General features: G+C 71.9%; 17 protein-coding genes. 9 read left to right on the forward strand and 8 right to left on the reverse strand.

Going from position 1 to position 18,188, the window contains the following annotated elements; genetic code table 11:
- Positions 1-3 precede the first annotated feature (3 nt).
- The 3 genes from H297_RS0128290 (at position 4) to H297_RS0128305 (ending at position 2,165) form a co-directional block, all read left to right on the forward strand.
- Positions 4-612: a 50S ribosomal protein L25/general stress protein Ctc gene (locus tag H297_RS0128290; protein WP_027739794.1), complete on the forward strand. Its 609-nt coding sequence runs from the start codon at positions 4-6 to the stop codon at positions 610-612.
- A gap of 129 nt (positions 613-741) precedes the next feature.
- Positions 742-1,335 (forward strand): aminoacyl-tRNA hydrolase, encoded by a 594-nt coding sequence (gene pth / locus H297_RS0128295; protein WP_027739795.1) that lies wholly within the window; start codon positions 742-744, stop codon positions 1,333-1,335.
- 314 nt (positions 1,336-1,649) lie between these two features.
- A complete protein-coding gene (locus H297_RS0128305) occupies positions 1,650-2,165 on the forward strand; it encodes a hypothetical protein (protein WP_027739796.1) in 516 nt (171 codons plus the stop codon).
- A 73-nt stretch (positions 2,166-2,238) separates the two neighbouring features.
- Here the strand turns inward: H297_RS0128305 and ppc are convergent, their stop codons facing one another.
- Positions 2,239-4,989, reverse strand: a complete 2,751-nt coding sequence (gene ppc, locus H297_RS0128310; protein ID WP_037795678.1) for a phosphoenolpyruvate carboxylase — start codon at positions 4,987-4,989, stop codon at positions 2,239-2,241.
- A gap of 349 nt (positions 4,990-5,338) precedes the next feature.
- Between ppc and H297_RS0128315 the strand changes: the two genes are divergently transcribed.
- Together H297_RS0128315 and H297_RS0128320 are read left to right on the forward strand one after the other, a co-directional pair.
- Positions 5,339-6,454, forward strand: a complete 1,116-nt coding sequence (locus H297_RS0128315) for a fatty acid desaturase (RefSeq protein ID WP_027739798.1) — start codon at positions 5,339-5,341, stop codon at positions 6,452-6,454.
- A 90-nt stretch (positions 6,455-6,544) separates the two neighbouring features.
- On the forward strand, positions 6,545-7,285 hold the full coding sequence (locus tag H297_RS0128320) for a TetR/AcrR family transcriptional regulator (RefSeq protein ID WP_027739799.1): 741 nt from the start codon (positions 6,545-6,547) through the stop codon (positions 7,283-7,285).
- On the opposite strand, the gene H297_RS42185 is transcribed toward H297_RS0128320, so the two are convergent.
- On the reverse strand, positions 7,215-7,571 hold the full coding sequence (locus tag H297_RS42185; protein WP_078514733.1) for an amidohydrolase family protein: 357 nt from the start codon (positions 7,569-7,571) through the stop codon (positions 7,215-7,217). The genes H297_RS0128320 and H297_RS42185 overlap by 71 nt on opposite strands.
- 553 nt (positions 7,572-8,124) lie before the next feature.
- On the opposite strand from H297_RS42185, the gene H297_RS0128330 reads away from it, so the two are divergent.
- A complete protein-coding gene (locus tag H297_RS0128330; RefSeq protein WP_027739801.1) occupies positions 8,125-8,724 on the forward strand; it encodes a GNAT family N-acetyltransferase in 600 nt (199 codons plus the stop codon).
- Positions 8,725-8,781: 57 nt separating this feature from the next.
- On the opposite strand, the gene H297_RS0128335 is transcribed toward H297_RS0128330, so the two are convergent.
- Positions 8,782-9,585 carry a methyltransferase domain-containing protein gene (locus tag H297_RS0128335; protein WP_037795647.1) on the reverse strand — a complete coding sequence of 268 codons (804 nt, stop codon included), beginning with the start codon at positions 9,583-9,585 and terminating at the stop codon, positions 8,782-8,784.
- A 73-nt stretch (positions 9,586-9,658) separates the two neighbouring features.
- On the opposite strand from H297_RS0128335, the gene H297_RS0128340 reads away from it, so the two are divergent.
- Together H297_RS0128340 and H297_RS0128345 are read left to right on the forward strand one after the other, a co-directional pair.
- Positions 9,659-10,156, forward strand: a complete 498-nt coding sequence (locus tag H297_RS0128340; protein WP_027739803.1) for a MarR family transcriptional regulator — start codon at positions 9,659-9,661, stop codon at positions 10,154-10,156.
- Positions 10,157-10,278: 122 nt separating this feature from the next.
- On the forward strand, positions 10,279-11,040 hold the full coding sequence (locus H297_RS0128345) for an SDR family oxidoreductase (protein ID WP_027739804.1): 762 nt from the start codon (positions 10,279-10,281) through the stop codon (positions 11,038-11,040).
- 93 nt (positions 11,041-11,133) lie between these two features.
- Here the strand turns inward: H297_RS0128345 and H297_RS0128350 are convergent, their stop codons facing one another.
- The 5 genes from H297_RS0128350 to galT form a co-directional block, all read right to left on the reverse strand.
- Positions 11,134-11,565: a PPOX class F420-dependent oxidoreductase gene (locus tag H297_RS0128350; RefSeq protein ID WP_027739805.1), complete on the reverse strand. Its 432-nt coding sequence runs from the start codon at positions 11,563-11,565 to the stop codon at positions 11,134-11,136.
- 105 nt (positions 11,566-11,670) lie between these two features.
- Positions 11,671-12,540, reverse strand: a complete 870-nt coding sequence (locus tag H297_RS0128355; protein WP_027739806.1) for a response regulator transcription factor — start codon at positions 12,538-12,540, stop codon at positions 11,671-11,673.
- A gap of 371 nt (positions 12,541-12,911) precedes the next feature.
- On the reverse strand, positions 12,912-14,129 hold the full coding sequence (gene galK, locus H297_RS38875) for a galactokinase (RefSeq protein WP_078514735.1): 1,218 nt from the start codon (positions 14,127-14,129) through the stop codon (positions 12,912-12,914).
- Entirely contained in the window at positions 14,126-15,109 is a 984-nt protein-coding gene (galE, locus tag H297_RS0128365; RefSeq protein ID WP_037795648.1) for a UDP-glucose 4-epimerase GalE, read from the reverse strand. Before galE ends, galK begins: the two co-directional genes overlap by 4 nt.
- Entirely contained in the window at positions 15,106-16,230 is a 1,125-nt protein-coding gene (galT, locus tag H297_RS0128370; protein ID WP_027739808.1) for a galactose-1-phosphate uridylyltransferase, read from the reverse strand. Before galT ends, galE begins: the two co-directional genes overlap by 4 nt.
- Positions 16,231-16,501: 271 nt before the next feature.
- On the opposite strand from galT, the gene H297_RS0128375 reads away from it, so the two are divergent.
- Entirely contained in the window at positions 16,502-18,172 is a 1,671-nt protein-coding gene (locus H297_RS0128375; protein WP_027739809.1) for a sodium:solute symporter family protein, read from the forward strand.
- The last annotated feature ends 16 nt before the right edge of the window (positions 18,173-18,188 follow it).

Below are 18,188 nucleotides of genomic sequence, written 5' to 3' on the forward strand. Positions count from 1 at the left end.
AGCATGGCTGATGTGAATCTCACCGCCTCTGTCCGCGAGGAGTTCGGCAAGGGCGCCGCGCGGCGTCTGCGCCGCGAGGAGAAGATCCCCGCGGTGATCTACGGTCACGGTTCGGAGCCGGTGCACATCGCACTGCCGAGCTACGACATGATGATGGCGCTCAAGACGCCGAACGTCCTGATCAACCTGGACCTCGACGGCAAGAAGCAGCTCGTCATCCCGAAGGCCGTCCAGCGTGAGGCCATCCGGCAGTTCCTCGTCCACGTCGACCTGCTGGTCGTCAAGCGGGGCGAGAAGGTGCAGGTGGACGTGCCGATCCACATCGAGGGCGAGCTGGCGCCGGGCCAGAACCTGCTGGAGCACGTGTACAACACGCTGCCGGTGGAGGCCGAGGCCACGCACATCCCGGAGACGGTCACCGTTTCCGTCGACGGGCTGGATGTCGGTGACTCCGTTCTGGCCAAGGACATCAAGCTGCCGGGCAACACCACTTTGGCCATCGACGGTGAGGAGACCGTCATCCAGGTCCTGGGTGCGCAGGCCGAGGAGCCGACGGCCGAGGGCGAGGAAGGCGCGGAGGGCACGGAGGGTGCCTCGGAGGCCTCCGAGTAAGAGGCGCGTCTGCTTCTTCTTCCGGGTGCCGGGCGGGCCTGTTGCGGCCTGCCCGGCACCCAGGGGTTTGCGTCAGGCCCTCCTCCCCCTTTCCCCCTCTTCCTCCGCTCCGACCGAAGGACCACCTGCATGCCGGCCACCACCGATCCCTGGCTCGTCGCGGGCCTCGGCAATCCGGGCCCCGGGTACGCCGGCAACCGGCACAACGTCGGCTTCATGGTCGCCGACCTCCTGGCGCACCGGACGGGTGGCACCTTCAAGTCGGCCAGGGGTGTCCGCGCCCAGGTGCTGGAGGGCCGGATCGGCGTTCCGGGTGTCAGCAGCACCCGGGTGATCCTGGCCAAGCCGTTGTCGTACATGAACGTCTCGGGCGGCCCGGTGAAGGCGCTGTTGGACTTCTACGGGGTTCCCGTCGGCCGCCTGGTCGTCGTCCATGACGAGCTCGATCTCGACTACGGTGCGCTGCGCCTCAAGTGCGGCGGTGGCGACAACGGCCACAACGGTCTCAAGTCGCTCACCAAGCTCCTGGGCCGCGACTACTTCCGCGTCCGCTTCGGCGTGGGCCGCCCCCCGGGCCGTATGCAGGTCGCCGACTACGTGCTGAAGGACTTCTCCTCCGCGGAACGCAAAGACCTCGACTACTTCGTCGACCGCACGGCGGACGCCTGCGAGGCCCTGATCCTGGAGGGCCTGGAGCGGGCCCAGACCACGTACAACGGCTGACGCCCGGCCGCCCTGTCCGCGTCCTCAGTCGCGGGTGACGGCCTGGATCTCCCTGACGGTGACGGCCACCTGGTCCGCCGAGTTCCCGTCGGGCATCACGCGCCGCGGCGTCCCGTGCGGGCTGCGACCCTCCGCCCATGAGACGCGCCGGATCAGGTACCCCGTCAACCGGTGACTTGCGCCCTTGGCGACGGGCGACCGGTTCCGCCCGGGGCCCTTCGAGCGGAACGCGGAATTCCGATAGTGGCGCAAGCAGGCACAAGACGGTCGGGTGAGGTTGACCGGTAACGGTCAAGTGGCCAAGTATCTCCGCCATGTCTTCACAAGCCGCTCGTACCAAGGTCAAGCGGAGCCGTGTGCGGCGGCTCGGTGAGAGTGCGTTCGGGGTGTTGCTGCTGGCGCGGGCCCTGGTGCTGGCGCTGGTCGTGCTGGTGCTGGTGGTGGCGGGGGTGTGGACGTCCTGGGACACCGCCTCGGTGGCCATGGCGGGGGACGAGCGCGGCACGGTGACCGTCACCGCGTGCGGGGACGAGCGGTGCGGCGGGACGTTCCGGCCGCAGGGGGCGGGGGCGCCGCAGAAGGTGACCGTCTCGGAGTTCGTGTCCGGGGGCCGCGGGGAGACGCTGGAGGTGGCGGTGAAGCCGCACACGGATCACGTCGTACGGACGGGCCCGGCCGGGATCCTGTACGCGTGGGTGCCGCTGGGGGGCTCGCTGCTGCTGGCGTCGCTGGTGATCGCGGGCGGGCTGCGGATGCGGAAGACGGCGCTGGCCACCGGCGTGTGCGGGGTGTTGATCATGGGCGGGGCCTGGGCCCTGCTCACCTTCTGAGCTCACCCGCAACAGGGGTCACCCGCACGAAGAAGGAGCAGCGCCCAGGCCCGGTCGGCCTGCCGCGCGGTGCTCAGCCGGTGTTGCGCAGGCCCGCCGCCACGCCGTTGACGGTCAGCAGCAGGGCGCGGCCCAGGTTCTCGTCCGGCTCCTGGTCTGCCTCCTTGGCCTGCCGCTGGCGGTCCAGCAGGGAGACCTGGAGGTAGGAGATCGGGTCGAGGTAGGCGTCGCGGATCTTGAGTGTCTGCTGGAGGACCGGGTTGGACTCCAGCAGCTCGCTCTCACCCGTTATACGCAGCACTTCCTGCACGGTGAGGGCGTGTTCGGCCTCGATGGTGGCGAAGACGTGCCGCAGTTCCTGGGGGACGAGGGTCTCCACGTAGTGGCGGGCGATCCGCAGGTCGGTCTTGGCCAGCGTCATCTCGACGTTGGAGAGGAAGTTGCGGAAGAAGTGCCAGTAGGTGTGCGCCTCTTCCAGCACGCTGTCGAGCCCGGCCTCGCGGGCCGCCTTCAGGCCCGTACCGACGCCGAACCAGCCGGGGACGATCTGCCGCGACTGCGTCCAGCCGAACACCCACGGGATGGCCCGCAGACCGTCCAGCCCGGCGCCGGTGTCGGGACGGCGGGAGGGGCGGGAGCCCAGGTGGAGGTCGGCGAGCTGGTCCACGGGGGTGGAGGCGAAGAAGTACGCCGGCAGGTCCGGGTCCTCGACCAGCTTGCGGTAGGCGAGGTGGGCGGCGTCGGAGACGGTGTCCATGGCCGCGTCCCAGCGGGCGAGCGCCTCGTCGGACTGGCGGGGCGCGGTGTGGAGGGCGGAGGCCTGGAGGGTTGCCGAGACGGTGAGTTCCAGGTTCTCCCTGGCCAGGGAGGGCACCAGGTACTTGTCGGAGATGACCTCGCCCTGCTCGGTGACCTTGATCTCGCCCTCCAGGGTGCCCCAGGGCTGGGCGAGGATCGCGTCGTGGGTGGGGCCGCCGCCGCGGCCGACGGTGCCGCCGCGGCCGTGGAAGAGGCGCAGCCGCACCCCGTGCCGGTGGGCGACGTCGCGCAGCCGCCGCTGGGCGCGGTGGATCTCCCACTGACTGGTGGTGATGCCGCCGAACTTGGAGGAGTCGCTGTAGCCGAGCATGACCTCCTGGAGGTCGCCGCGGAGCGAGACCAGCTTGCGGTAGGAGGGGTCGGAGAGCATCGCGTCGAGCAGCTCGTCGGCGATCTTGAGCTCGTCGGTGGTCTCCAGCAGCGGGACGATGCCGATCTTGGCCCAGCCGCCGTGCAGGTCGATCAGTCCGGCCTCACGGGCGAGGACGGCGGCGGCGAACACGTCGTCGGCGCCCTGGCACATGGACAGGATGTAGGACTCGACGACCTCGGGCCCGAAGGTCTCCAGCGCCTTGCGGACGGTCTCGAAGACGCCGAGCGTCTTGGCCCCGGCGGCGTCCAGGGGCGCCGGGCTCGGGGAGAGCGGGCGGCGGGAGCGCAGCTCCTTGGCCAGCAGGCGCCGGCGGTAGTCGCGCGGCATGTCGGCGTAGCGCCACGACTCCTCGCCGAGCCGGTCGAAGAGCTGGCCGAGCGCGTGGTGGTGGGCCTCGGCGTGCTCGCGGACGTCCATGGTGGCGAGCTGGAGGCCGAAGGCGGCCAGGGTGCGCAGGGCGCGCTCCAAGCGGCCGTCGGCGACCAGACCGCCGCGGTGCTCGCGCAGCGAGTCCTGGAGCAGGGCCAGGTCGTCGAGGAGTTCGCCGGTGCCCAGGTAGTCCCAGCCGAAGGTGTGGGGGAGCTTCTCGGCCAGCCGGGTGCGGGTGTTGAGGAGCTTCTGCCGGATGCAGGTGGCCTTGAGCCGGTAGGGCTCCTCGGCGTTGAGCCGCTTGTAGCGGGGGCTGATCTCCGGCAGCCGGGCCAGGTCGGCCTCCAGCGAGTCCAGCAGGGGCCGGGTGGCGCCGCAGTTGCGGATGGAGTTGGACAGGGCGCCGCGCAGCTCGTCCACGTGGGTCAGCGCGTCGGTGATGCCGTGCTCGTGCTGGAGGATCAGCACGTCCCAGGTGACCTCGGGGGTCACGTTGGGGTTGCCGTCGCGGTCGCCGCCGATCCAGGTGCCGAACGTGAGCGGGCGGGTGCCGGCGGGCAGTGGCGCCCCGGCGCGCTCCAGTTCGGCGGCCAGGTCCTCCAGGACGTCGCCGACGGCGCCGCGGTGCAGCTCGTCGAGGTAGTAGATGGCGTTGCGGGCCTCGTCGGCCGGCTCGGGGCGGGCGACGCGCAGCTCGTCGGTCTGCCAGATCAGGTCGACGTTCTCGGCGAGCCGCAGGTCGGCACGGCGCCGTTCGGCGCCGCCGAGCACCCCGTCGGACTCCTCCAGCAGTTCCGCGATCCGGCGCAGCTTGGTGAGCACCGAACGGCGGGCCGCCTCGGTGGGGTGCGCGGTGAAGACGGGGCGCACCGACAGGTTGCGGGCGGTGTTGGCCAGGTGCGCCGGGTCGGCGTCCTTGAGCATGTCGGCGGTACGGGCCAGCATGCCGCCGTCGTCGGCGCGGCGGGCGCGGAGCTGGCGGCCGCGGTGCACCTGCTCGGTGACGTTGGCCAGGTGGAAGTAGGTGGAGAAGGCGCGGACCAGCTTGGTCGCCGTCTCGATGTCGGTCTTGCCCAGCAGTGCCGCAGCCGCCTCCCCGTCGCTGCGGGTCAGGGCGCGGACGCGTTCGACCAGGTCGAGGAGTTCCGCGCCTTCCTGGCGTACCAGCGTCTCGCCGAGCAGGTCACCGAGCCTGCGGATGTCGGCGCGCAGGGCGGAGGTGGCCTCGACGGCGTCGGCGCTCTCGCCCGGGCCACCGCCCAGGGCCTCCAGGCCGAAGGTGTTCTCAAGCGGTGCGGGGTCACTCGATCCGGGTGCGTTCCGCGCGGGGGTCGAGGCGGGTGGATTGGTGTCGGCGCTGCTCACAGGTGCTGCTCCCTTGGGGGTTCTTGTCCCTTGCGGGGTGGCTTCGGGCAGGTGGCGGACCGCACTGTCCGACGGCACAAGGATAGGTCGGCCTCAGCGTGGTACAGCACTTCTGTCCGAGGGGTGGGCGCGCGGCGCGACCTGGTCCCGGTGCGCACCCCTCTTGTCCCGTGTCCTACGGCTGCCATACTTACGACGCCGTAGGTTACGGAACCGTAGCCAAGCCGAGGCCCAATGAGGGACATCTATGACGACTAGCCCCGACGTGCTCGACAGTTCGCCGAAGGCTGCCCCCACCACCGGCACGGCCGCGGGCGACGACACCACCGGTGCCCGCAGCGCCGGTGCCGCCGGCTCGTCCGCGTCCGCGACGCTGGGTGGCGAGAAGCGCCGCTCGGTCGAGCAGCTCGCGCTGCTCGCGTTCATCATCGTTCCGTTCGTCGCGCTGGTGGCCGCCGTGCCGCTGCTGTGGGGGTGGGGGGTGAGCTGGCTGGACCTGGGACTGCTGGTCGCGATGTACTTCATCGGCTGCCACGGCATCACGATCGGGTTCCACCGGTACTTCACCCACGGCTCCTTCAAGGCCAAGCGGCCGCTGCGCATCGCGCTGGCGATCATGGGCTCCCTCGCCGTCGAGGGTCCGCTGGTGCGCTGGGTCGCCGACCACCGCAAGCACCACAAGTTCTCCGACGCCGAGGGCGACCCGCACTCCCCCTGGCGCTACGGGGAGACCGTTCCGGCCCTGATGAAGGGCCTGTGGTGGGCCCACATGGCGTGGATGTTCGACGAGGAGCAGACGCCGCAGCACAAGTACGCGCCCGACCTGATCAAGGATCCTGCGCTGCGCCGCATCTCCCGCCAGTTCGTCCTGTGGACGACCGTCTCGCTGCTCGCACCGCCGCTGGTGGGCGGCCTGGCCACCTGGTCCTGGCAGGGGGCGTTGACCGCCTTCTTCTGGGGCTCGCTGGTGCGGGTGGCGCTGCTGCACCACGTCACCTGGTCGATCAACTCCATCTGCCACGCGGTGGGCAAGCGCCCCTTCAAGTCCCGGGACCGCTCGGGCAACGTGTGGTGGCTGGCGATCCTCTCCTGCGGCGAGTCCTGGCACAACCTGCACCACGCGGACCCCACCTGCGCCCGGCACGGCGTCGAGAAGGGGCAGCTCGACTCCAGCGCCCGTCTCATCCGCTGGGCCGAGAAGGCCGGGTGGGCGTACGACGTGCGCTGGCCGAAGCGGGAGCGGCTGGCCACCAAGCGCAACGCGGACGGTCCGGACCGCCGCGGGGCCGCCGCTGCGGACGGCTCCGCCGACCGGGACGGGTCCGCCTCCCGGCGCGAGGACGAAGTGGCCGGGGCGGCATGATGCTGTGGTGAGACCCGGGGCCCCGCCCCGGGTCCCCAGGCGGCCCGCCCCTGGGACCCCTCGCAGCCACACGACAGGGAAGGCCCACTGTTGCCGACCGACGAGACGCCGCCGCCGCAGCCGCTCAGCGACCCCTCCCAGCGGTTCGGGGGCGCGGCCCCCGCGCCCGCCCCCGGCAGCCCGAACGGCGGCAAGGGCGGCAAGCCTCCCAAGCGGGCCCGCCGCCGGATGACGGGCAAGGAGCGCCGCGAACAGCTTCTCGACATCGGCCGCACCCTCTTCGCCGAACGCGGCTTCGAGGGCACCTCGGTGGAGGAGATCGCCCACAAGGCGGGCGTCTCCAAACCGGTCGTCTACGAGCACTTCGGCGGCAAGGAGGGCCTCTACGCCGTCGTCGTGGACCGCGAGATGCGCCGGCTGCTGGACATGGTGACCGGGGCCCTGACCGGCGGCCACCCGCGCGAACTGCTGGAGCAGGCAGCCTTCGCCCTGCTCGACTACATCGACCACTTCACGGACGGCTTCCGCATCCTGGTGCGGGACTCGCCCCTCCCCCAGTCCACCGGCACCTTCGCCTCCCTGATCTCCGACATCGCCACCCAGGTCGAGGACATCCTGGGGCGCGAGTTCAAGTCCCGGGGTTTCGACGCGAAACTCTCCCCGCTGTACGCGCAGGCCCTCGTCGGCATGGTCGCGCTGACCGGGCAGTGGTGGCTCAACGTCCGCAAGCCGAAGAAGTCCGAGGTCGCCGCCCACCTGGTCAACCTCGCCTGGCACGGGCTGGACGGGCTGGAGCAGAAGCCGCGGCTGATAGGCCACCGGCGCTCGTGACCGCTGGGCCGCTTTCCGCTCCGGCTGCCCGCCGTCGGGAACCGGCCGCCCGTCGCCGGGCACCGGCCGCCCGCCGCCGGGATCCGCGGTCGGATACGCCCCGGCGGGCTCGCTCCGCCTCGTAGACCACCCGCCCGTCCACCGTCGTCATCCGCACGGGCAGGTTCGCAAGCTCGTTCGCGGGGGCGGTCAGCGGGTCGGCGGCGAAGGCGGTGAGGTCCGCGCGGTGGCCGACGCGGCCCGCCCGCCCCGCCTCACCCGCCACCGGCGCGGGCGCCACCGTCATGGCATCCAGGGCCTCCGCCGAGGAGAGCACCTGCTCGGGGCGGACCGGGCACGGTCCGGCTCGTGCGGCGGGCGGCGCAACCAGTCCGCCGCCAGCACCTCACGGGCGTCGAAGCGCGCGAGGGGCCAGTCGGCACCCAGCGCCGGCAGCGTCCCGGCGTGCAGCAGACCGGCGCAGCGGGACGCACGAGCGGAGTCCTCATCCCTGGGCGCCGCCGCCCTGACCGCCGTCTCCCCCGGCATCCCGCTGACTCCGCAGAACGAGGCGACCAGGCCCGCCCTCACCCAGGGCGGGCACACCGCTCGTTCCGGCTCACCGAGGAGACTTCGCGCTCGGTTTGCAGATCGTGCTGGACGGCATCGCACGCGGCATCGTCCCCGCCCCGCACCCTCCCGGGGCCCGTCCCCGCTGAAAAAGGCGTCACCGTGCGGCAGCGCCTGTGCGAGGATCCGTGCCGGCTGCGCGTGCCCGCGCGTCCGCGGCGATCCACCCCGCGGAGGGCGTACGCGGCGATCCGTGCGGCCGTCGGCCGCGCACGAGAGGGAGGGTGGAGATGTTCGCGGTATCCCTGGGTGACGACGGCGCGGAGCTGCGGCCGCTGGAGCCGTGGCAGGCCGGGGAGTTCCTGGCGCACATGGAACGCGGCCGGGAGTTCATCGGGCAGCACATCGGCTTCCCCGACCGGGCCACGGACCTGGAGTCGAGCCGGGCCTGCCTCCAGTCGTACGCGGAGAAGGCGGCGTCCGACACGGGGCGGATCCACGGAATCTGGACCGACGTGCCGCCGGACTCTCCGGGCCGGGGCGGCACGCTGGTCGGCGGGGTGCTCTTCCCCACCATGAACGCCGCCCAGCGGACCGCCGAGGCGGGCTGCTGGCTGGAGCCGGCCGCCGTCGGCAGGGGGCTGGTCACCAGGGCGGCGCGGGTCGTCATCGACTGGGTCATCGAGGAGCGCGGCTTCCACCGCGTGGAGTGGATCGCCTCCTCGCACAACGCCCCCAGCATCGCGGTGGCCCGGCGCCTGGGCATGACGAAGGAGGGCACCTTCCGGGAGAGCTTCCTCCACCGCGGCGAGCGGGCCGACATGGAGGTCTGGTCGGTCCTCGCCCCCGAGTGGCGGAAGGCCCGCCAGAACGCTGCACGACGGCCGTAACTCCCTCTCAGCCCCGCGCCGGAGCCCCGCCGACGCCCCTCGCACGCCCGGCAGGGCTCACCGTTTGACCGCCACGACGAACACGCGGCGGAAGGGCACCGCTGTCGTGCCGTCGGGGCCGGGCGGGTAAGCGGCGCGCAGGGCGGCGGCGTACTCGGTGAGGAAGGCGTCCCGGGTGGCGGGGTCGTCCTGGAGGCGGTCGAGGACGGGGCGCAGGGTGGTGCCCTTGGCCCAGTCGAGGACGGGATCGGGGCCGGTGAGGCGGTGCAGGTAGGTGGTCTCCCAGGCGTCGACGTCGCAGCCGTCGGGGCCCAGCGGGGCGAGGATGTCGGCGTACTCGGCCGGGGTCAGGGTGCCGTCGGGGCGGCGCACGGTACCGAGGCGGGGCCGCCAGCGCTGCGAGGCGCACAGGCCGTCGAGCAGGGTGTGGCTGGGGGCCTGGAAGTTGCCCGGCAGCTGACAGGCGAGGACACCGCCGGACGGGAGGGCGGCGATCCAGCCGGGGAAGGCGTGCTGGTGGCCCGGCACCCATTGGAGGGCGGCGTTGGACAAGAGCAGTCCGAAGTGTTCGCCGGGGTCGGGGCGCCAGTCGCCGAGGTCGGCGTGGACGAACTCCAGGCGGCCGGGGCGGGTGTGGGCGGCGGCCTCCTTCAGCATCTCCGGTGAGCTGTCGTATCCGGTGATGCAGGCCCCGGGCCAGCGTGCGGCGAGGATCTCGCTGGGGCCGCCGGGGCCGCAGCCCAGGTCGGCGATTCTCGGGTGCGGGTGCCCTGGGAGGGTGTCGGGGACGCGTGCGAGGAGGTCGTGCAAGGGGCGTAGACGGTATCCGGCATGACGGAGATACTGCTTCGGATCCCACATGGGCAGCAGCCTGCACCGGGGCTCTCTTGACGTCAAGAGACTTCACGTCGACAGAACCTTTACACTGATCCCCATGGAGGACGAGGTCGACCGTTTGGTGGCAGCCTGGCGCCGGGAGCGCCCTGACCTCGACGTCGAACCGCTGGAGGTGCTCAGCCGGGTCAGCAGACTGGCCCGGCATCTGGACCGCGCCCGCCGGATCGCGTTCGCCGAGCACGGCCTGGAACCGTGGGAGTTCGACGTCCTGACCGCCCTGCGCCGCGCGGGCACGCCCTATCAGCTCTCCCCCGGGCAACTTCTCACCCAGACGCTCGTCACCTCCGGCACGATGACGAACCGCATCGACCGCCTCGCCAAGAAGGGACTGGTCGAGCGGCTGCCCGATCCCAGCGACCGGCGCGGCGTCCTGGTCCGGCTCACCGGCGAGGGGCAGGACCGCGCGGACAGCGCCCTGGCCGGCCTCCTCCACCAGGAACGCGCCATCCTCGCCCAGCTCTCCCCCGGGCAGCGCGGCGAACTGGCCTCCCTGCTGCGCGGTCTGACGGCACCGTTCGACAACATCCCGATCTGAGACCGGGCCCGGAATCGAGCCCTCCGCCCGAAATCGTCGGGCCCATCCCGGCGCACAGCACCGGAGCGGGCGCCGCGCCGGTGCTCTACCGGCCCGCCCCGGTGGCCCGTACGATCACGCGCATGACCATGGGCGCACGGTTCGCATCACGTACGGTCGTCATCTCCGGCGGCGGGTCGGGGATCGGGGCCGCGACGGCGCACCGGTTGGCGGACGAGGGCGCGGCCGTCGTCCTCCTCGACCGGGAGGAGGCCGGAGCACACCGCACCGCCCGTGAGATCACCTCGTCCGGCGGTCGCGCCGCCTTCGTCCTGGGGGACGTGACCGACGAACCCGCCTGGGAGCGCGCCGTGGCGACCGCGCGCGAGGGCTTCGGCCCGGTGGACGGCCTCGTCAGCAACGCGGCGATGGCGCGGCACGGCGCCGTCGACGAGATCTCCCTCGCCGACTGGGAGGGGCAGCTCCAGACCAACCTGACAGGCGCGTTCCTGGGAGTACGCGCCTGCCTGGACGACCTGCGGGAGCGGGGCGGCTCCCTCGTGCTGATGTCCTCGGTGCACGCCCTGGTGGGGCTGCACGGGCGCCCCGCGTACGCCGCGAGCAAGGCGGGGCTGACGGGGCTCGCCCGGCAGCTCGCCACGGACCTGGGCCCCGCTGTCCGGGTCAACAGTGTGCTGCCGGGCCCGGTCATGACGCCCGCCTGGGACGGGGTCGACGAGGAGGACCGGCGGCAGGCGGCGCGCGAGACGGTGATCGGCCGCCACGGGCGCCCCGACGAGGTCGCCGCCGCCGTCGCCTTCCTGCTGTCCGACGACGCCTCGTTCGTGACCGGCGCGTCGCTGGTGGTGGACGGCGGCTGGAGCGTCTTCAAGAACTCGGTGTGACGTCCCGTGAGGCCCGGTTCCCGCACGTGCGCGCCCTCGGTCGTGCAGGCGCGTTCCGGGGCGCAGGCGTGCAGGAGTGTGCGGGCGGGCCGTCTAGTCGGCGATGTCCGCGTAGGCGACCGCCCGCTCCACCCGGGCACGGACCAGGTGCTCGCCCGGCACGGCGTTGCGGCTGCCGAAGGTCTCGGCCTGCTCCGCACCCATGTACCGGCCGCTGATGCGGGTGGCCCAGTCGCGCAGCACATCGAGGTCCTCGACGAACTCCTCGGCGGCGCATTCGAGCATCACATAGCTGAAGGGCGGCGCCTGGTCGTCCACGCACAGCGCGAAGCGGGGCTCGCGGTGCAGGGCCTTGGACTTGAGGGAGCCGTCCGCGGTGGTGAAGACCAGCCGCCCCTCGTCGTCGAGCAGGAACCACACCGGCGTCACGTGCGGGCGGCCGTCCTTGCGGGTGGTCGCCAGCTTGCCGGTGCGGGTCCCGGTCAGCACGAAGTCACGCCACTGGCTCTCGGTCATCTGCCGCATCGTCGCCCTCTTCCCAGCCGTCGGGTCCGTTTTGTCGAGGACGACAGCTTATGCGGCGGATACGGGCGTCCGGCCCGGTCACGGCCGCGGGGCGCCGGATCCGGCTCAGCGCGCCACCGCGGGCTCCAGCTCGACGGGGCCGACGCCGGCCCGCCGGGCGAGGGCCACCGCGGCCAGCGTCGAGTGGACGCCGAGCTTGCCCAGAACGTTCTGCATGTGGGTGCGGACCGTGTGCGGCGACAGATACAGCCGCTCCGCGACGGCTTTGCGGCCCAGCCCGGCCACCATGCAGCGGAGCACCTCGCGCTCCCGCGGCGTGAGGGACTCGACCAGGCGTTCGCTCTCGGTGCGGTGCCGGCGGGTGGCGGTCAACTCCTTGAGGACGCCCGTGAGGAGAGCGGGCGGCAGGTGCGTCTCGTCCTTGAGGACGCCGCGGATGACCTGGAGCAGCCGGGAGAGGGAGCAGTCCTTGGCGACCCAGCCGCCCGCGCCCGCCTGGAGCGCGGCGGCGGCGTGCCGGGGGTCGTCGCGCTCGGCGAGGACCACCGTGCGCACCGTCGGGTAGTCCGCACGGACGCGCGCCACCAGCGGTAATCCGCCCGAGGGGGCAGGGGCGGCGTCCGTCGGCTCCTCGGGCGCGCCCGGCGGCCGTCCGGCGGGGCCTGCCGGGGAGAGGGGGGCGGCCCTCCCCCCGTTCATCTCGCTGTTCATCCGTACCGCCTGGGGAACCGGCAGGTGTGCCACGGTGCCGCCCGAGGCGGGTGCCGAGCCGTTCATCGGGGCGCCCAGGTCCGCGTCGACCAGCAGCACGTCGAAGCGGCGGCCCTCCGCCGCGGCCCGCTCCAGATGGCGCAGCGCTGCCGTCCCGCTGCCCGCCGCACCGACTTCGACGTCCTGTTCGGCCGCGAGCGCGGCCGCCAAGGACTCGGCGAAGATCCGGTGGTCGTCGACGACCAGCACGCGAATACGTTGCATGGCACCCCCTGGCAGTGCGGGAACGGCGCCCGTCGCGGGAGAACGCTGATCGACACGGCCGCCGCCGTGTTCGTCTGTCTACCCCGCCCCCGGGCGTCGTACCCGGCGCTCTCGCCCCCTGATCAGCTGCCGGCCCCCACCGGCGCTGTACATACGACTCAGAGTACGGCCGGGCTGTGACAACGGAAGGCAAATGACAAAAGTCGCGGGCATCTTGTGGACCGCGGGGACGCTCACCGGAGCACGGCGGGAGCGCGCGCAGCGCTCGCCGGGGGCGCTTGCCCCCATGTCCACGCGGCCACCCGTACGCGGCCCGGTCGCCGAACCCGCGGGCCGGGCCGGCCCCGGGCAGCGCGGGACCGCCCGCACCCTCAGGCGCGGCGGGCACCCGCGCTCGGTACGGCCTCGAACAGGTGCGGCGCCAGGTGGCCCGCGGCCTCGAAGGCCGAGGTGACGGCCGCCCCGATCTTCTCGGTGTCGGCCTCCTGGGCCAGCACGACGGCCGAGCCGCCGAAGCCGCCGCCGGTCATCCGGGCGCCGAGCGCGCCGGTGGCCAGCGCCGTGTCGGCGACCAGGTCCAACTCGGCGCACGAGACGCGGAAGTCGTCCCGCAGGGAGGCGTGCCCCGCGCTCAGCACGGCGCCGACCGCCCGGACGTCGCCCGCGTCGAGCAGCGCGATGGTCTCCTCCACACGCCGGTTCTCCGTGACGACGTGCCGTACGCAGTCGCGGACCTCGGGATCGTCCAGGCGGGTGTCCAGCCGGGCGAGGGCGGCGTCCAGATCCTCGTAGGCGACCTCGCGCAGCGCGGTCACCCCCAGCGCCGCGGCGCCCGCCTCGCAGGCCCGGCGGCGTCCGGCGTAGGCGCCGTCGGCCAGGGTGTGCTTGACGCGGGTGTCGACGACCAGCATGCGCAGGCCCTCGGCGGCCAGGTCGAAGGGGACCTGGCGCTGGGTGAGGTCGCGGGTGTCCAGGTGCAGGACGTGGCCTGCGGTGCAGCAGGCGGAGGCCATCTGGTCCATGATCCCGCAGGGCATGCCGACGAAGTCGTTCTCTGCCCGCTGGGACAGCCTGGCCAGCTCCTCCCGCGAAAGGTCCAGGCCGTACAGCTCGTCCAGGGCCAGTGCGGTGGCGACCTCCAGGGCCGCCGAGGAGGAGAGCCCCGCGCCGGTGGGCACGGTGCTGGTGAGGTGGATGTCGGCGCCACCGACGGGCAGCCGCGCCTCGCGCATCGCCCAGGCGACGCCGCACGGGTAGGCCGCCCAGCCGCCGTCCGTGCCGGGCACGAGCGCGTCGAGCGGTATCCGGTAGGCGGCCCCGGGGACGTCACCGGAGTGCAGCCGCAGGGTGCCGTCGTCGCGGCGGGCCGCGGCCAGGCGCACGGTGTGCGGGAGGGCCAGCGGCATCACGAAGCCGTCGTTGTAGTCGGTGTGCTCGCCGATCAGGTTGACCCGCCCGGGCGCCGCCCACACCCCTTCCGGCTCGTACCCGTAGACCTCGACGAAGCCCTGGTGCGCGGCGCGGCCCGCCTCCCGCCCCGCGGTCGGGCCCGTGCCGGGGCGCGCCGCAGCCTGTGCGTCCTGGCTCATGCCTGTTCTCCTCCCGCCGTGTGCTGCGCGAAGCGCCAGGCGTCCTCGACGATCTCGGCCAGCCCGCTGCGTTCCGGCGTCCAGCCCAGTGCGGTGCGGGCCCGCTCGGCGGAGGCGACGAGCACGGCGGGGTCGCCGTCCCGGCGCGGGGCGACAGTCTCGGCGACCTGGCGTCCGGTGACCTTGCGGACCGTTTCGACGACCTCGCGGACGGAGAAGCCGTTGCCGTTGCCCAGGTTGCAGATCAGGTGCTCGCCCGGGGTGGCCTGCTCCAGCGCCAGCAGGTGCGCCCTGGCCAGGTCGGCGACGTGGATGTAGTCGCGCACGCAGGTGCCGTCGGGGGTGGGGTAGTCGTCGCCGTAGACGGAGATGGACTCGCGCGTGCCCCGGGCGACCTGGAGCACCAGCGGGATCAGGTGCGACTCGGGGTCGTGGCGCTCCCCGAAGGCGGTCCCGTCGGCGGCGAAGTAGGCGCCGGCGACGTTGAAGTAGCGCAGCGAGGCGGCGGCCAGCCCGTGCGCCCGGCACTCGCCGGTGATCATGTGGTCGACGGCGAGCTTGGAGGCGCCGTAGGGGCTGGTGGGCGCGGCCGGGTCGGTCTCGGTGATGGGGGTGTGCTCGGGCTCGCCGTAGACGGCGGCGGTGGAGGAGAAGACGAGGGTGCGCACACCCGCCGCACGCATGGCGGCCAGCAGGTCGATGGTGCCGCCGACGTTGTTGCGCCAGTACTTCTCGGGCTGCTCGACGGACTCGCCCACCTTGGAGTGCGCCGCGAAGTGCAGCACGCCGTCGTAGGAGGCGTCCAGCACGCTCGCGGCGTCCTGGAGACGGCCGTCGACGAACCGGGCACCCTGCGGTACGCCCTGGGGGAAGCCGGTGTCCAGGTCGTCGAGCACCGTGACGGTGTGGCCCGCCTCCAGCAGGTGCGCCGCCACCACGCTGCCCACGTAGCCGGCGCCGCCGGTCACCAAGTACTTCATCGAGAAGCCACCTCCCGCAGTCGTTTCGCCGCTGCCTCCGGCGGCACGTCGTTGATGAACACGTTCATGCCGGACTCGGAACCAGCGAGGAACTTCAGTTTGCCGGGAGCCCGGCGGATGGTGAAAAGCTCCAGATGGAGAGCGAACTCCTCGCGGGCCGCACGGAGCGGCTCCCCGCCGGTACCGCCGGGGAACGGTGCCTGGTGCCAGGCGGCGATGTAGGGGGTGCGCGGCTCGTTCTCGCCGAAGATGCGGTCGAAGCGGCGCAGCAGCTCCAGGTAGATGCCGGGGAACTCGGCGCGGGCCTCCTCCGGCAGCGCCAGCAGGTCGGGCACCCGGGGCTTGGGGTAGAGGTGCACCTCGTAGGGCCAGTGCGCGGCGTAGGGCACGAACGCGGTCCAGTGGGCACCGTCGATCACGACGCGCTCCTGCGAGGCGAGCTCGGCGGCGACCAGGTCGTCGAACAGGTTGGCGCCCGGGGAGGCGGCACCGTACTCGGCGACGGAGTGCAGCATGCGGGCGGTGCGCGGGGTGGTGAAGGGGTAGGCGTAGATCTGCCCGTGCGGGTGGGAGAGGGTCACCCCGATCTCCTCGCCGCGGTTCTCGAAGCAGTACACCTGCTCGACGCCGGGGACCTGGGACAGTTCGGCGGTGCGGTCGGTCCAGACGTCCAGCACGAGGCGGGCCTGTTCCTCGTCGAGGTCGGCGAAGGAGGCGCGGTGGTCGCTGGTGAAGCTGACGACCTCGCAGCGCCCGGCACCGGGTGCGTGCCGGAAGAGACCGGCCCGGTCCTCCGTCTCCTCCGGTCCGGGGGCCCCGTGGAAGGAGGGGAAGCGGTTCTCGAAGACGGCGACGTCGTAGTCCGGCTCCGGGATCTCGCTCATCCGCCCCTCGCGGGAGGGGCACAGCGGGCACTCGTCGGCCGGCGGGTGGTAGGTGCGGGCGTTGCGGTGCGCGGTGACGCCGACCCATTCGCCCAGCAGCGCGTCGCGCCGGATCTCGGAGTGCGCCTGAACGGGCGGCATCGGACGCCGGTCGGCCGCGGTGCGGATCGCATCGTCGCGCAGGTCGTAGTAAACGATCTCGCGGCCGTCGGCAAGGCGGCCAGAGGTCTTCTTCACCGGGTGGCTCCTCGTTCCTGGACCTCAAACATAATCGCACACAAGGAACCATGAGCCAACAGAATGTTCAACGCCGGGCCGTCGCGCGCGGTACCCGCACCAGGATCACCCGCCACCCGTCCGGATGGACGGACATTTGGGACACGCAGGTCACGGTGCACCCCCGCAATCATCACAATCAAACAAACCTCTGCAACATGTCTCTTCAAAAGTTGAAACATTATGGGTACGTTCGCGATCGTTCCGATCGCGCGATGAAGCGAGTGACCCCATGTTGCACCTGGCCGAAGGGCTACGGCTCCCCACCAACGGACTCGATTACACACTTCTTGGCATCTACTTCGCCGTCGTGCTCGGGATCGGCTTCGCCGCCCGGCGCAGTGTGAAGACCAGCCTCGACTTCTTCCTCTCCGGCCGGTCGCTCCCCGCGTGGATCACCGGCCTCGCCTTCGTGGCCGCCAACCTCGGTGCCACCGAGATCCTCGGCATGGCCGCCAACGGCGCCCAGTACGGCGTGTACACCGTGCACTGGTACTGGGTCGGCGCCATCCCCGCCATGGTCTTCCTCGGCCTGGTGATGATGCCGTTCTACTACGGTTCGAAGGTCCGCTCCGTTCCGGAGTTCCTGCTCCACCGGTTCGGTCCCTCCTCCCACCTGCTCAGCTCGATCATCTTCGCCGTCTCCTCGGTGCTGATCGCGGGCGTCAACCTGTACGCGCTCGCGCTCGTGCTGAAGGCGCTGCTGGGCTGGGAGCTGTGGATCACCGTGATCATCGCGGGCCTCTTCGTGCTCGCCTACATCACGCTCGGCGGGCTCTCCTCGGCCATCTACACCGAGGTGCTCCAGTTCTTCGTCATCCTGGCCGCGCTGATCCCGCTCACCGTCGTGGGCCTCAAGCGGGTCGGCGGCTGGGACGGCATCAGCGACACCCTCTCCGGTGAGAAGGGCGGCGCCTTCATGACCGCCTGGGACGGCACCGGCATCGGCCAGGGCAACCCGCTGGGCGCCAACTGGCTGACCATCGTGCTGGGCCTCGGCTTCGTGATGAGCTTCGGCTACTGGACGACCAACTTCGCCGAGGTGCAGCGCGCGCTGTCCGCCAAGAACCTCTCCGCGGCCAAGCGCACCCCGCTGATCGCGGCCTTCCCCAAGATCTTCATCCCGGCCGTCGTCGTCATCCCCGGCCTGATCGCGCTCGTCATGGAGCCGACGCTGGGCAAGCACAAGGACGGCCTCCAGTACAACGACGCCATCCCCGTGCTGATGCGGGACCTGCTGCCCAACGGTGTGCTGGGCATCGCGGTGACCGGTCTGCTGGCGGCGTTCATGGCGGGCATGGCGGCGAACATCTCGTCGTTCAACACCGTCTTCACCAACGACATCTACGCGGCCTACATCAAGAAGGACCAGCCGGACGCGCACTACGTGCAGACGGCCCGCTGGGTGACCGTGGTCGGCGTGCTGATCGGCATGGGGACGGCGTTCATCGCCTCCTCGTTCAGCAACATCATGAACTACCTCCAGACGCTGTTCTCCTTCTTCAACGTGCCGCTGTTCGTCGTCTTCATCATCGGCATGTTCTGGAAGAAGACCACGCCCGCGGCCGGCTTCTGGGGGCTGCTGTCGGGCACCGTGGCGGCGATGGTGAACTACTTCTGGTTCTACATGCACGGGGTCATCGAGATCCCCAGCGACCAGGGCGCCAACTTCGTCTCCTCGATCGTCGCCTTCGTCGTCGGCTCCGTGGTGATGGTGGCCGTCACCCTGTTCACCAAGCCCAAGCCGGCGGAGGAACTCCAGGGGCTCGTCTACGGCACCAGTTCGCCCGGCGCGCCGGAGCTGCCCGAGAAGGGCGACGACGCCTGGTACCGCAAGCCCGCGCTGCTGGGCTGGGGCGCCATGATCCTGGCCGTCATCTGCTACATCCCGTTCTCCTTCTGAGCCCCGACGCGAAGGA

Source organism: Streptomyces sp. CNT360 (assembly GCF_000424785.1).